This is a genomic window from Sphingobium cupriresistens LL01, from assembly GCF_001046645.1.
In the GTDB taxonomy this organism is placed as follows: Bacteria; Pseudomonadota; Alphaproteobacteria; order Sphingomonadales; family Sphingomonadaceae; genus Sphingobium; species Sphingobium cupriresistens.
This window is the reverse complement of the sequence record NZ_KQ130434.1, coordinates 1,835,465-1,848,161: the sequence shown is the minus strand read 5'-3', so window position 1 is coordinate 1,848,161 and position 12,697 is coordinate 1,835,465. Positions and strand designations below refer to the sequence as shown.

At 61.1% G+C, this 12,697-nt stretch carries 13 protein-coding genes and 1 pseudogene; 7 read left to right on the top strand and 7 right to left on the bottom strand.

The genetic code is table 11. The features are described 5' to 3' along the window. Window positions 1–33 precede the first annotated feature (33 nt). The 4 genes and pseudogenes from V473_RS08920 to V473_RS08905 form a co-directional block, all read right to left on the bottom strand. A complete protein-coding gene (locus tag V473_RS08920; protein WP_066602798.1) occupies window positions 34–861 on the bottom strand; it encodes an SDR family oxidoreductase in 828 nt (275 codons plus the stop codon). Continuing rightward, entirely contained in the window at window positions 858–1,268 is a 411-nt protein-coding gene (locus V473_RS08915) for a (R)-mandelonitrile lyase (protein WP_082679041.1), read from the bottom strand. Before V473_RS08915 ends, V473_RS08920 begins: the two co-directional genes overlap by 4 nt. Window positions 1,269–1,294: 26 nt before the next feature. After that, window positions 1,295–2,283: pseudogene (locus V473_RS08910) on the bottom strand (aldo/keto reductase). A gap of 45 nt (window positions 2,284–2,328) precedes the next feature. After that, window positions 2,329–3,192 (bottom strand): SDR family oxidoreductase, encoded by an 864-nt coding sequence (locus V473_RS08905; protein WP_244884353.1) that lies wholly within the window; start codon window positions 3,190–3,192, stop codon window positions 2,329–2,331. Between the two features lie 96 nt (window positions 3,193–3,288). On the opposite strand from V473_RS08905, the gene V473_RS08900 reads away from it, so the two are divergent. Together V473_RS08900 and V473_RS22875 are read left to right on the top strand one after the other, a co-directional pair. Then, a complete protein-coding gene (locus tag V473_RS08900; protein WP_066602785.1) occupies window positions 3,289–4,182 on the top strand; it encodes a LysR family transcriptional regulator in 894 nt (297 codons plus the stop codon). 141 nt (window positions 4,183–4,323) lie between these two features. Then, window positions 4,324–4,521, top strand: a complete 198-nt coding sequence (locus V473_RS22875; protein WP_082679120.1) for a LysR substrate-binding domain-containing protein — start codon at window positions 4,324–4,326, stop codon at window positions 4,519–4,521. Between the two features lie 162 nt (window positions 4,522–4,683). Here V473_RS22875 and V473_RS08895 read toward each other — a convergent pair whose 3' ends face one another. After that, window positions 4,684–5,379, bottom strand: a complete 696-nt coding sequence (locus tag V473_RS08895; protein WP_066602782.1) for a TetR/AcrR family transcriptional regulator — start codon at window positions 5,377–5,379, stop codon at window positions 4,684–4,686. A 163-nt stretch (window positions 5,380–5,542) separates the two neighbouring features. Between V473_RS08895 and V473_RS08890 the strand changes: the two genes are divergently transcribed. Genes V473_RS08890 through V473_RS08870 form a run of 5 tightly spaced genes read left to right on the top strand, consistent with a single transcriptional unit; the run spans window position 5,543 to window position 10,076 of the window. Then, complete coding sequence (locus tag V473_RS08890) at window positions 5,543–6,940, top strand: phosphotransferase (RefSeq protein WP_066602779.1); 1,398 nt, start codon at window positions 5,543–5,545, stop codon at window positions 6,938–6,940. A gap of 15 nt (window positions 6,941–6,955) precedes the next feature. Further along, a complete protein-coding gene (locus V473_RS08885; protein ID WP_066602776.1) occupies window positions 6,956–7,813 on the top strand; it encodes a helix-turn-helix transcriptional regulator in 858 nt (285 codons plus the stop codon). 33 nt (window positions 7,814–7,846) lie between these two features. Next, entirely contained in the window at window positions 7,847–8,500 is a 654-nt protein-coding gene (locus V473_RS08880) for a glutathione S-transferase family protein (RefSeq protein ID WP_066602772.1), read from the top strand. Further along, window positions 8,497–9,735: an aromatic ring-hydroxylating oxygenase subunit alpha gene (locus V473_RS08875; protein WP_082679040.1), complete on the top strand. Its 1,239-nt coding sequence runs from the start codon at window positions 8,497–8,499 to the stop codon at window positions 9,733–9,735. Before V473_RS08880 ends, V473_RS08875 begins: the two co-directional genes overlap by 4 nt. Continuing rightward, window positions 9,732–10,076: a hypothetical protein gene (locus tag V473_RS08870; protein ID WP_066602767.1), complete on the top strand. Its 345-nt coding sequence runs from the start codon at window positions 9,732–9,734 to the stop codon at window positions 10,074–10,076. Before V473_RS08875 ends, V473_RS08870 begins: the two co-directional genes overlap by 4 nt. Here V473_RS08870 and V473_RS08865 read toward each other — a convergent pair. Together V473_RS08865 and V473_RS08860 are read right to left on the bottom strand one after the other, a co-directional pair. Next, window positions 10,068–10,457 carry a DUF4345 family protein gene (locus V473_RS08865; RefSeq protein WP_216628552.1) on the bottom strand — a complete coding sequence of 130 codons (390 nt, stop codon included), beginning with the start codon at window positions 10,455–10,457 and terminating at the stop codon, window positions 10,068–10,070. The genes V473_RS08870 and V473_RS08865 overlap by 9 nt on opposite strands. Next, window positions 10,454–12,685, bottom strand: coding sequence for a molybdopterin-dependent oxidoreductase (locus tag V473_RS08860; RefSeq protein ID WP_082679038.1), 2,232 nt, complete (start codon window positions 12,683–12,685; stop codon window positions 10,454–10,456). Before V473_RS08860 ends, V473_RS08865 begins: the two co-directional genes overlap by 4 nt. Window positions 12,686–12,697: the final 12 nt, after the last annotated feature.

Here is a 12,697-nt window from a genome sequence, read left to right as displayed (position 1 = left end):
TTCAAAGTCAAGGCTTATCAACCAACCATTCGATCATGTCGGCGCGAGTTCGCCGTAGAAATATGACGAAGTCACCCCGCCATCCATGAGGAAATCGCTGCCGGTGATGAATGCGCCATCCGCGCCCATGAGGAGCGCGCCGACCGCGCCCACCTCATCCGGCGTACCGGCGCGCACTGCCGGCGAAAGCCTCAACATATTGCGATACCTCTCGCCGCGTGGCCCGGACAATTCGTCCTTTGCGAGCGGCGTCATGATGATGCCGGGGCTGATCGTGTTAACCCGTGCGCCACGTTTTGCCCAGCGCACAGCCTCCGCCTTAACCCGCAGCGAATTGCCGCGCTTCGAAAGCTGGTAGGCGTTGAGCGGGTCCGTCACTCTGTCCGGCGCAAGAATCGGAAGGGCTAACAGTTCCTCGGTCGGGGTCGTCGCCAGCGCCTTGTCCTGCTCGGGTGTCAGCGCGGGCAGGCGATGGCCTGACTGCGATGCGATCACAACCGCTGAGCCGCCCTCGGCTATGACGTCGCCGAACAGTTCGAGCACCAGCGCAGTACCGTAGAGATCGACATGGAGGATCATCGCCGACGGAGCCTGCGAGGGAGAGACGCCAGCGGCATGGATGACGCCTGTCACTGGTCCGATCGCGATGGCAGCCGCGACCAAAGCCTCGACCGATGCCCGTGAAGAGACATCGACGGTCATCGTGCTAACCGCGAAGCCCGCATCGGACATCAACTTTGCGGCCGCCTCAGCCGCTTCAAGGCGAAGATCCGCCAGCAGCACATGCTTGTCTGCGTTCACACGCCGGGCGATTGCCTGACCGATTGATCCGGCGCCGATGACCACGATGACATTGCTCATTTCTGTACCTCTCCGGCTAGGTAATGCTCGTCGCTGACATGTTCCATCCAATCGACCGCTCGGCCGTCCAAAGTCTCGGCAATGGCGATATGGGACATGGCAGTGAACGGTGTTGCCCCATGCGAGTGGCGATGCCCAACTGGGGACCCGATAACGTCGCCGGCACGGATCTCGACTTTCAGCCCGCCTTCGCACTGCGTCCAACCGACGCCGTTGATCACGATCAGGGTCTGGCCCAAAGGATGGGTATGCCAGGCTGTGCGCGCGCCGGGCTCGAAGGTGACGATCGCGCCGCCCGCGCGACCGGGCGCCTCGGCCTCGAACGGCATGTCGATCCGCACGTCGCCGGTGAAGGTCGCTGCGGGGCCTTTGATCGATGGGGTGGCGCCGTTACGTTTGATCTGCATATCACATGCCCCTTGCATTATGTGCGTCACCGATAGGACATTTGCAGGACGGCCGCAGGCAGGCGCTCGCCCTGGATGTCGATCGCGGCAACGACCGCTTCGATCTCAACCATGTCCGCTGGAGTCAGCTCGACATTAGAAGCCCGGAGATTTTCCTCGACCCGGTCGAGCCTGCGCGTGCCGAAGATCGGCACGATGAAGGGCGCGCGGGCAAGCAGCCAGGCCAAAGCAATCTGAGCCGGGGTTGCATCCCTAGTCCCGGCAATATGCGTCAACAGGTCTACAAGGGCCTGATTGGTGACCCGTGCTTGTGCAGTGAAGCGCGGCGATGCGGCCCGGAAATCGCCGCTGCCTATCGGCGTCGATGCATCGATCTTGCCTGTGAGATAGCCCGCGCCGAGCGGACTCCACGGCACAAAACCAATGCCCAGTTTCGCGCAGAGCGGATAACCTCAGCCTCGGGATCGCGCGTCCAAAGCGAATATTCACTCTGGATGGCGGTCACCGGCTGAACGGCATGGGCGCGTTTTATGGTGGCGGCGGCTGCTTCCGACATGCCGAAATGGCGTACCTTTCCCGCCGCGATCAGATCTTTCACCGTCCCAGCCACATCCTCGATTGGTACTGCCGTGTCGACGCGGTGCTGGTAGAGCATGTCTATTGTTTCGATGCCCAGCCGCTTAAGACTGGCGTCAACCACTTGGCGTATCTGGTCGGGTCGGCTGTTTACGCCTGCGCCGCGCGCGCCCGTCTGCTGGTCGATGTCGAAACCGAATTTGGTCGCGATCACCACCTCGTCGCGGATCGGTCGCAGAGCCTCCCCAACCAGTTCCTCATTGGTCCAGGGGCCATAGGCTTCGGCTGTGTCGAAAAACGTCACGCCGCGCTCATGCGCGCCACGGATCACGCGGATGGCCTCGGTCCGCTCGGGCGATGCGCCATAGGTCGAGGCGAAGCTCATGGTGCCGAAGCCGATTTCGCTAACGGCAAGGCTGCCTAACATACGATTTTCCATAACGTACTCCACTAAGGGCAGATGAAAGTTTGGTCGGCGAGACGTTCAGGCTGGCGTCGGCAATTTGCCTGCACGCATTGCCGCTATTACGCCGCCGTCGATCAAAAGATCGCTGCCGGTGATGAAGGCCGCGTCTGGGCCGAGCAGGAAGTTTGCCGCGATCGCGATCTCTTCGAGCGGCGCCATGCGCTTCGAAGGCGATGCCTCGACCATCGCGCGATAAATGTCGCCAATCTTGGAATTAAGTTCATGCTGGGCGAGCGGTGTGACGATGATGCCCGGGCTGATTGAATTGACCCGCGCGCCGCGTTCGCCCCAGCTCATCGCGGCCGCCTGGACGCGCAGCGTGTTGGTGCGCTTTGCGATCATATATGCGACCATGGAATTGGGCACCGCGTCCGGCTGTAGGAACGGTAGCGCCAGAAGCTCGTCGGCGGGCGTGAAGGCAAGCAGATGGTCCTGCTCGGCGGTAAGCGCGGGCAGCATGTGACCTGCCATGCTGGAGATTATGAGGCCAGCACCGCCGTGGGCGATTACCTGTTCGAACTCATCGAATACAAGCGCAGATCCATAGAGATCGACTTCGAGCAGCTTGTCGACAGGCGCCATATTGGGCGAGAGGCCGGCAGTATTGATAACCTGCATCACCGGTCCGAGCGCCGCAGCCGCTTGCGCTAGTGCGCGGACGGACGCGCGCGATGACACATCGACCTGCCGGGTTTCGACCGCGTAGCTGGCGCTGACGAGATCACCGGCGGCGCGGGTCAGCGTTTCCATATTCCAGTCAGCGAGCAGGATCGTATTCCCGAAGCCCTGCCGACGGGCAATAGCCTGGCCGATACCGCCAGCGCCGATCACTACGATTACGTTCTTGGTCATATTCTGTCTCCGAGAGGCGCGCTGCGCCATGCATAGCTGCCTGCTTGCTTGAGAGACTATATAGACGATCGGCATTCCAGCTATTAGACGCTTAGTTCTGCATGAAGTTATATCTGGAGCTTATCAATGCGTCGCGAGGAGCTAAGCGATCTTGCCGTATTCCTCGCCGTGGCCGAGGTGCGCAGTTTTACCAGGGCTGCCGCGACGCTTGGCACATCGCAGTCGGCGATCAGCCAGATTGTCCGCCGCTTGGAAGCCGCGATGGGCTTGAAGCTGCTCACCCGCAATACCCGCAACGTCGCGCCGACCGAGGCCGGTGAGCAACTGATTGCGACGCTCCGCCCAGCCTTCGACGATATCGACGCGCGGCTCTCGGCGCTGAGCGCCCTGCGTGAGCGGCCCGCCGGCACGGTGCGGATCACCTCCAGCCGTCATGCCGCCGAGACGATCCTATGGCCCTCCGTCGGAAGTTTGCTCAAGAACTATCCTGAGGTGACCGTCGAGATATCGGTCGACAGTTATCTGACCGATATCATCGCCGATCGCTTCGACGCCGGCGTGCGCCTTGGCGAGCAAGTCGCCAGGGACATGATAGCAGTCCGTATCGGACCTGAGTTGCGTATGGCGGTCGTCGGCGCGCCCTCTTATTTCGAAAACCATGGCAGGCCGCGGACGCCGCATGACTTAACTCGGCATCCCTGCATCAACATTCGCATGGCAACCAAGGGCGGACTTTATACGTGGGAGTTCGGCCAAGGCGGACGCGATCTCAATGTGCGCGTCGAAGGGCCGCTTATCCTCAATGACGTGCCAATGATATTGAACGCGTCGGTTGAAGGGATTGGTTTAGCTTGTGTGATGGAGGATCAAGCCGATGATCTGCTGAAAACGGGCAAGCTATTGCGCGTTTTGGAGGATTGGTGCCCGCCTTTTTCTGGCTATCATCTTTATTATCCCGACCGTCGCCAACTGCCGCCAGCCTTCAAACTGCTGGTCGATGCCCTTCGATATCGTGGGTGACCCGCTGATTGCTACCGATGTCGCCCCATGCACGGCGCTCAGAATGGGGAATTGCTTCCCCGATTACGGACATTCACTCATCAAGGAATATGATGGAAGTCCGCCCCGCCGTAGCGGGGCGAATAGCCATCAGTCTTCGCTATCGCAGCGTTCGACGGCCTCGGTCTGATCAATCTGCCGCACGATTATATCGCGCCCTATCTGTCGGACGGCAGGCTGGTTCGCGTCCTGGAGGATTGGTGCCTGCCGAAGCCCGGCTATCATCTGTACCATCCCCGCCGCAGGCAGCCCATGCCCGCTATCTCGTTGTTGATCGCCGCACTGAGACACCGGTTATGATCTTCTGTGGTCGACCGTTTGTTGCCGCTTAGCTCCCAATCTTTCGTTCCGAAATTCGGTCACTCTGCTTTTCCACACCGATGCCAAAACTAGCCGATTTGATCCAGTCCGGTTTGCCCCCGAGTGACGAGGGTTGACGATCATAGATCGGTCGACGCCTAATTATTGCTTTGACGCCCCCCGCATAGCCTCCCAGCGGCAGATCAATGCTTCGACGGTATCACGCAATATGATACGGCCATCTGGAAAATCATCATGATCACTTCCCCGCGGTAAGAGGACGGCCCCTGATATCGACGCCATCAGGGCACCAACTGCCGATTGAATGTTCGAATCCCGCCAACTCGGTGCCATTACGGACCTGACCGCCTGTTCGAAAAAGGCGTGGACGCGCGCTGCTGCGGGTGCAGTATCACGGATGGGAGCGCCATTCTGGGTGCCAGCGGTGTCGAACCAGAACAGGAACAGGCTGTTCATGCCGAAGGCCGCGATCTGGTCGCGTGAAAAATCGAAGGCCCTATCGGCAACGGCGAACAGGCGCTTTTCCGCGTCGTCATATGTGGCGAATTCCATCTCCAACCTATCAGCGAAATTGGCCAATTCTCTGTCACGGATCGCGAGAAACAGCGAATCGCGATCCGCAAAATACCGATACACGACGCCGGAGGAATAGCCGGCATGGCGGGCAATTCCACGGAGCGATATCGGTCCCAAGGGCTTGGCCAGCAGCAGATGGCGTCCAGCATCAATCAATGCTTGCCGCACATGATCCCTGGCCTCTGCGCTACGCGCCCGACGAGGCGACGCCGTTTTGGCAGCGACTGGGATATCTTGCTGGCCCTTTGCATTGGTTTCCATTGCGCGCCCTCCTGTCTGACATCGGGTGGTGAATAGCGCAATCACGCTCCATTGCCCCGCGATAAATTCGCTTGAATGAACAGTGTTACCCTATTATGATAACACTGTTCACATAGAGATCGCATCCGCGTTGCGGTGTGACGAATATGCATGAGGATGCCTGGTGACCGACCAGCCGAACATAATAGCTGAGCAGAATATCCGGCGCTGGGTCGAAGCGACGATGGGCGATATTGTAGCTATCGATATACTGCCGGGATGGCGCCCGGCGTGGAACGCATCGGTCCGCACGCCGGAGGGCGTAATCCATATCCATATTCGCGGTGATCGGGGTGCGGGCCAGGAAACGCAACCGTTGCGCGTAGAACATGATGTCTTGCGGTTGCTGGCAGACGAAGGCATCGCCGTGCCGCATATCCATGGCTGGTGCGACCGTCCCGCAGCGATCGCCATGGAGCGCATCGATGCGACGGCTTTTGCGGGCGGCGCCGACCGGGACGCAAAGCTGCATCGGTTGGTCGGTGACTATATGGCGATCATGGCGTCTGTTCACCGGATCGATGTAGCGAAGGCCGTGGGCATCGGATTGCTGCAACCGCAAGGCCCGCAATCCACTGCGCTCGCCTATTTTAGTGATGCGGATCAACAGTATCAAAGGCATCGCGATGGTCCCGATCCATTGATCGCCTTTCTGCGCAAATGGGTGCTGGGCCATCTTCCGCTGCATCGCACGGAAACGGCGCTGCTAATTGCGGACGCGCCGCAGTTTTTTCATGATGGGGAAAGGATCACCCACATCTATGATCTGGAACTGGCGCATTTGGGCGATCCCATGGCGGACCTGGCATCGATCAGGGTGCGCGATATCAACGAGCCAATCGGCGATTTGACGCAACTGCTGAAACGCTATGTCGCGGAAAGCGGCAAGGCGATCGACTGGGGGGCGCTTGATTTTCACACCATCGTCGCTTTCCTGGCCGTGCCGATGCGGATGAAGTCTGCTCTCCGCACGCAACACCAATTGCCTGCCTATGTCGAATATCTGTCCTGGGATCTTGGTTGCAGGCGCGCCGCTTTGGAAATATTGGCGCAGGTGCGCGGCGTCGATCTGGCACCTGTCGGCGATCTTGTACCAGTCGAAAAACCGACCGCCATCATTTATGACAATCTGGTCGCGAGTTGTATCGATCTGCCAGCGGCGAGCGGACGATTGCGCGAACCGCCTGCCTTGTCGCTCGCCCGCTATTTACAGCGCCGCGATGCCATCGGCGACGAGGTTGTGCGCCGCGATCAATCGGAGGCAGAGCAGTTGCTGGGCCGATGTTTCCCAAGCGCGGCAGGAGTCGAAGTGGCACTGGAGCAGTTTGTGCTGGACGCCGGGCCGGACAACGATTCCGACCTGATCGGCCTGTTCCATCGCCGGACGATGCGCGCGCTGCAATTGCTGCGTGGCTACCCTGGACCCATCGTTGATAGAGCGCCCAGCCCTATCGATCGGCTGGCCTTTTCCGATCCGCCTTCGACGACTGTCATGGCGCACGATTCGGCCACCCATATCTAGAAAGAGGATAGGCGCATGGAGCAGGAGCAGGCTTTCAGGGGTGAAATGCTCTATACCGGAATGCTGGAAGGCGCGCTGGTGGAGCCGGATTATTCGGTGCGGGTCGACAATGTCCGATGGTCGCAGCCAGGCGAAGCGACGATCCTGTCGGATCAATTCTTTCTGGAATGGCTGATGTACCGGGAGGATGACATCAAATGCGCGCGTCCGGGGCGCAACTTCGTGACCTCTCATGCCATCATACTGGTGCCGCCGGGGCAAGCGGTGCGAACGCGCTGGAACAGCGGACGCCTTCGAACCATATCATGCAGCTTTCGGTCCGAATTGCTGGCCGACCAGCTCCAATTGCTGTCGTTCCTGTCCAGCCTGGACGGGGACCATCAGTTCAATCTCGACAGCCCGTTCCTCCAGGCCGGCCTGACCCGTATCGCCGACGAGATAGTGACGCCTGGTCTCGACAGCGGCTTCATGGTCCGGTCTCTGCTGTTCGCCATTTGCGGCGAAGTACGCCGCGCAACGCTGGGGCAACCTGTGCCGCAGGAGTGCGACGGCACCCTTTCGCCCGGCCAGATGACGATGTTGCGGCAGGTTCTGCATGAGAGCGGCAAATTGCCGACCGTGGATGATCTGGCACAACATTGTGGCGTCACGTCGCGCGCGCTGTCGCCGCTGGTGAAGCGCGCCACGGGCGTTACGCTGCGCCATTATATCGCACGAGAGCGACTGAACCGCGCCAAGGCGCTGCTCGACGACCAGAAATTGATGGTCAAGCAGGTAGCCTATTCCTGCGGCTTTGCCAGCGCGGCGGCATTTACGGCGGCCTTTCGCAAGACGACGGGCATGACGCCGGTCGAGTATCGGACACGGTGCTGATCGGCTCCTTCTCCAGATTGAAAGTCACCGACAATGCTGACCGTGCATCACCTCAATGATTCCCGCGCGCAGAAGACGATATGGCTGCTCGAAGAACTGGGCCTACCCTATGATCTGCTTCCCTATCAGCGGCATCAGGCAACGATGATGGCGCCACCGGCGCTCAAGGCGCTGCATCCGGTCGGCAAATCGCCGATGATCGAGGACCAGGGACGGATCGTCATCGAATCGGGCGCGATTACGGAGCATATCATCGAGCGGCATGGCGATGGTCGATTAGCGCCAGTGCCGGGTACGGATGCGCATGAACGGTATCGGCAATGGCTTTATTACGCTGTGTCGTCCGGCATGAACCCGATCATGATAAAGGTCTATGCCCGCGCCTTTGGCTTGGATGGTAGCGCGATCGACCAGGCAGCAGACGCTGAACTAACGAAGACGCTGGCTTATATCGACGATGCGCTGGCCGACGGCCCCTTTCTTCTGGGTGACGATTTTTCAGCTGCCGATATCCAGATGAGCTTCATCCCTGAAATCGCGCAGACACTGATGCCGATCGACGCCTATCGCCATATCGTCGCGTGGCTGGGCAGGCTGCATGGTCGTCCCGCCTTCCGGCAGAGTATCGAGCGAGGCGGGGACTATCGACTGGCGGGTAAGGCAGGACTGCGGGAGCCGGTAGCATGACTAATATCCTGTCGGCGACGCCGGACGGTAGTTTCGATCTGGGACATGGTGTGATGCAGCCGGATGCTGCGATCCTGCGCGATGGCCGAGTGGCGGCGGACAGTTTCTGGAGCAAAGCGCAGCACGAAGCCGAGCGCGACGCGATATATCGGCGATGCTGGCTCTATATGGTGCAGGCTGAGGACATGCCGGAGCCGGGCGATTATGTGGTGCGCGATGTCGAGATTTGCGGCGCGTCGGTGCTGATCGTGCGGGGCAAGGACGATGTGCTGCGCGCCTTCCACAATGTGTGTCGCCATCGCGGAATGCCTGTCGCCGATGGACCCTGCGGCAAGGCGGAGGCATTTCGCTGTCCCTATCATAGCTGGATTTTCCATCTGGACGGCAGTTTGAAGGCTATCCCCAATCAGCGGCGCTTTCCGGTGCTCGACGCCGAGGATCTCGGTCTAGTGCCGATCGCAACCGACGTGTTCGCAGGGTTCGTCTTCATCAATCTCGATCCGCAGCCGGCCTTGTCGCTCCAGGCGTTTCTGGGCGGCATCGCACCGCTGCTGGAAGCGACGACGCTGGCCCCCTTCACACACCGGGACAGCCTGTCGTACGACGTCGGGGCCAACTGGAAGGCAGGGCTGGATCCGCAATATGAGGGCTATCATGTCGGCACTGTCCATGCGCTGACGATCCGCGAAATATCAGTGACGCCTGCCAACCCGTTTTCCGAATTCCGCAAGATGGCCTTTGCCGGGCCGCACGCGGCAGGCTGGTCGCAAGGTAATCCGAGCTGGCGACCGCGTGCGGACCGGATCGTCCAGTCCTTTGCGGTGCAGACGATGGGGGCGTTGGCCGGACGCGTAGCGGGCGAAGGTTATCCGAGCGCAGAAACTCCGGCGTCGTTGGCGATCTTCCCCAACCTGATGATCCATCCCGGCGCAGGCGGATGGTTCACGCAGCAGCATTGGCCGTTGACGGCGCAGAGCCATCGCTGGACAGCGCATTATTATTATCATGCGCCCGTCACGGCCAGCGAACGCTTCGCAATCGCCCAGGCGACGGCGTTCGGGCGTGATTCCGGGATGGAGGATTTCATAGTGATGGCGCGGCAGCAAAAGGGGCTGGCGTCCGGCGCGACCGACAGCTTCTATTATGGCGAGGCGGAAATGCTCCCCCGGCACCGCGCGGCAGTGATCCGATCTGTCCTGCACGGCTCGCAGGCCGATATGAGGAGCGCCGCATGAGTGCCAGCCTGCCCGCAGCCTTCGCCGATTTGGAACCATTTGCCCATTTGTGGATCGGGCTGGAGACAATGGAAAGCCGCTATCGCGCGCGACAGGACATGTCGTTCGATGCGCTGAAGCAGTTTTACGATGTTATTGCGCCCCGACTGGCCGACATCATGACGCATCTCGATGCGTTCGGATCGGACACCCTGCCGTCGGCCGAAGCGCGGCTGTATCGCGTGGCGCTGGGGCTGGTGGAGGCAGCCCAGGCGGTGGAGTTTTTCACGGCTGCCCGCCTGCCCGGCGCGCCCTATCCGCACGATGTCGCGGTGGGCGGCCAGGCGGCGCGGTCAGACTGAGGATGTAGGGGCGGCCCGGCTCGCGGCGATCAGAGCGAGCGCCGCCACAACTTCCGATCCGATCGACGCCGCGAGCATCGGGGCAAAGCCGTCCATCGCGATTGAAATGATCCGTGCGGCCACGAAGCCCGCAAAGATCACGCCAACGGCGAGTAAAAAGGGTTGCCGAAAACGCGGCGTGCCAAGACCGTAGAGGATCAGCCCCCCCATGGCCCAGAACGAGCCAGCGTAAATCGCGCGGGCTTCGTTCAGGCCAGCCACTCCCCTTGGTTGCAGCGCGGTAATGTCGGTAATGGCGGTCGTTGCGACCAGGGCGTAGACGCCGAATGCGATCAGGGCGAAACCGATCACGCCGGACAATGGTCCCAATATCTTGTTCACGCAATTGCTCCAATCGTTTCGCGGGGTTGAAGGTCGGCCTTGCAGACCTGAACCGGGATGCCGTTCAGAACGGCATTGCCGGAAATGACGTCGACCATCATGCCGGGACTGAGGATATTGGTGTTGGCCCCGGCGTGCGCCTGGGCGATCGCGATTTGGGTCTGTGGATCGCTATGTCCCCAGCCATGCGGCATCGACACCACGCCGGGACGAATGTCATCGTCAATCTCCAGCGGCACATGGATTTCGCCCGATGCGGAGGTCAGCGCGACCAGATCGCCATTGGCCAGTCCATAGGTGGCGGCGTCGATGCTGTGCATTTGCAGGGTGCAGCGATCCTTGCCCTTCACCAGCGTATCGATGTTGTGCATCCAGCTGTTGAGCGAGCGAAGATGGCGGCGGCTGACCAGGACGAGCGAGGGATCATTGGCTACCAGCGCCCGTTCCAGCCGGGGGAGGTCGGACAGGATGAGCGCAGGCGTGAGATCGATTTTGCCCGATGCAGTTTCGAACCCCTCATGCGCGCGGGGGACGGCGGGCGCGACGATCAGGCCGTCAGGCTGATCGCGGAAACTGTCGAGTGTCAGGCCCTCGGCTACCAGGCCGAAGCGGTCGCCGAACGGGCCGGTGCGGATTGCCAAATCGAGGATACGATCCGGTCCACGGTCGGGCAGTGCCGCGATCGCCATGGCGGGATCGATCCCGCGTCCGGTGGCGAGCGCGCGGAAATAGCCATCATCCATGGCGTCGATATCGGCACTTGGCTTTCCACCGATGATCGCGCCAACGCGCGCGACGACGCGCCAATGGTCCGGGCGATCGGTGACTGGAAAGACTGGTGGCGAATAATGGCCGCCGCTGGTCAGGCAGAACACCCAGGACCACATGTCGTAATGCGCGCTTTCCAGGAAAGACGGACTCGGCAGGATGACATGGGCGTGGCGGGTCGTTTCGTTGAGATAATTGTCGAGGCTGACCATGCATTCCAGCAGCGGCAGCGCCTGGTCGAGCTTGCCCGAATCCGGGGCGCTGAGCGCCGGGTTTGCGGCAAAGGTCAGCAGCCCCTTGATCTGCCCGGCCCCCGGTGTCGCAATTTCCTCAGCCATGCAGGAGGCCGGGAACTGGCCCAGCACGGCGGGAACGCCGCGCACCCGGCTCTTGCCCATGACGACGGGCATGTCGCCGGGCAGCTTCGCCAGCATGTCGACCAACGGCGCGACGGGGCGGCTCCACATGCTGCCACCCTGCCGGTCCAGATTGCCGGTCAGGATTGCCAACACGTCGATCATCCAGGACGCCAGCGTGCCGAATGTCTGGGTACAGGTGCCGATCCGGCCGTAGATGGCGGATCGTTCGGTGTGGATCAGTTCGTCGGCCAGGTTTTCAATGACGATGGCGTCAATGCCGCAATGATGGGCGACCCATTGGGGGCTGAAACCGGTGACGATCTCCCGCAGCCTATCCAGCCCGTCGACCAAGCCATCGAGGTGCCCCAGCCGCACCGCGTCGCGGGCGAAGAGGACATGGGCAATGCCGAGCATGAAGGCCGCGTCGCTGCCGGGCTTCAAGCCGATCCACTGGTCGGCCGATCGCGCCGTCTGGGTCCGGACGGGATCGATCACGATGACCCGCCCGCCCCGCGCGCGCAAATCCCGCATCGCGCCCATCACGTCGCGATGAGAAAAGATGCTGCCCTTCGATGCGGCCGGATTGCCGCCGAAGATGACAAACAGGTCGGTATGGTCGAGGTCGGGAATGGGGATTTTCCATTCATTGCCGAACATCAGCATAGCCGACAGATTCTTGGGGTGCTGATCGACCGTACCCGACGAATAGACCTGTTGGATGCCCGACGTCGCCAGCATCAGTCCCGAATAGCGCGACAGCGTGGCGTCCTTGCCCGCCATATTACCACCATAGGCCGCAAATGCATGGGGACCGTGTCGCTCGCGCACCCCTTCGACCAATGTCTCCAGACGATCGAACGCGAAGTCCCAGGATGCACTTTTCCATTCGTTCCCGTCGCGGATCATGGGCGTGCGAAGCCGGTCGGGATCATGATGGAGCGCCCCCAGTGTCGTTCCTTTGGGGCAGATATGCCCCAGGCTCCAGCGATCCTGCTTGTTGGGGCGGACGGTCACTGCCCGTCCGCCCTCCACGGTCACGGTTACCCCGCACATCCCCTCACACAGGGGGCAGGTGCGATGCTGTACGCTATCGTGGGTCATTGTCATGCTGTC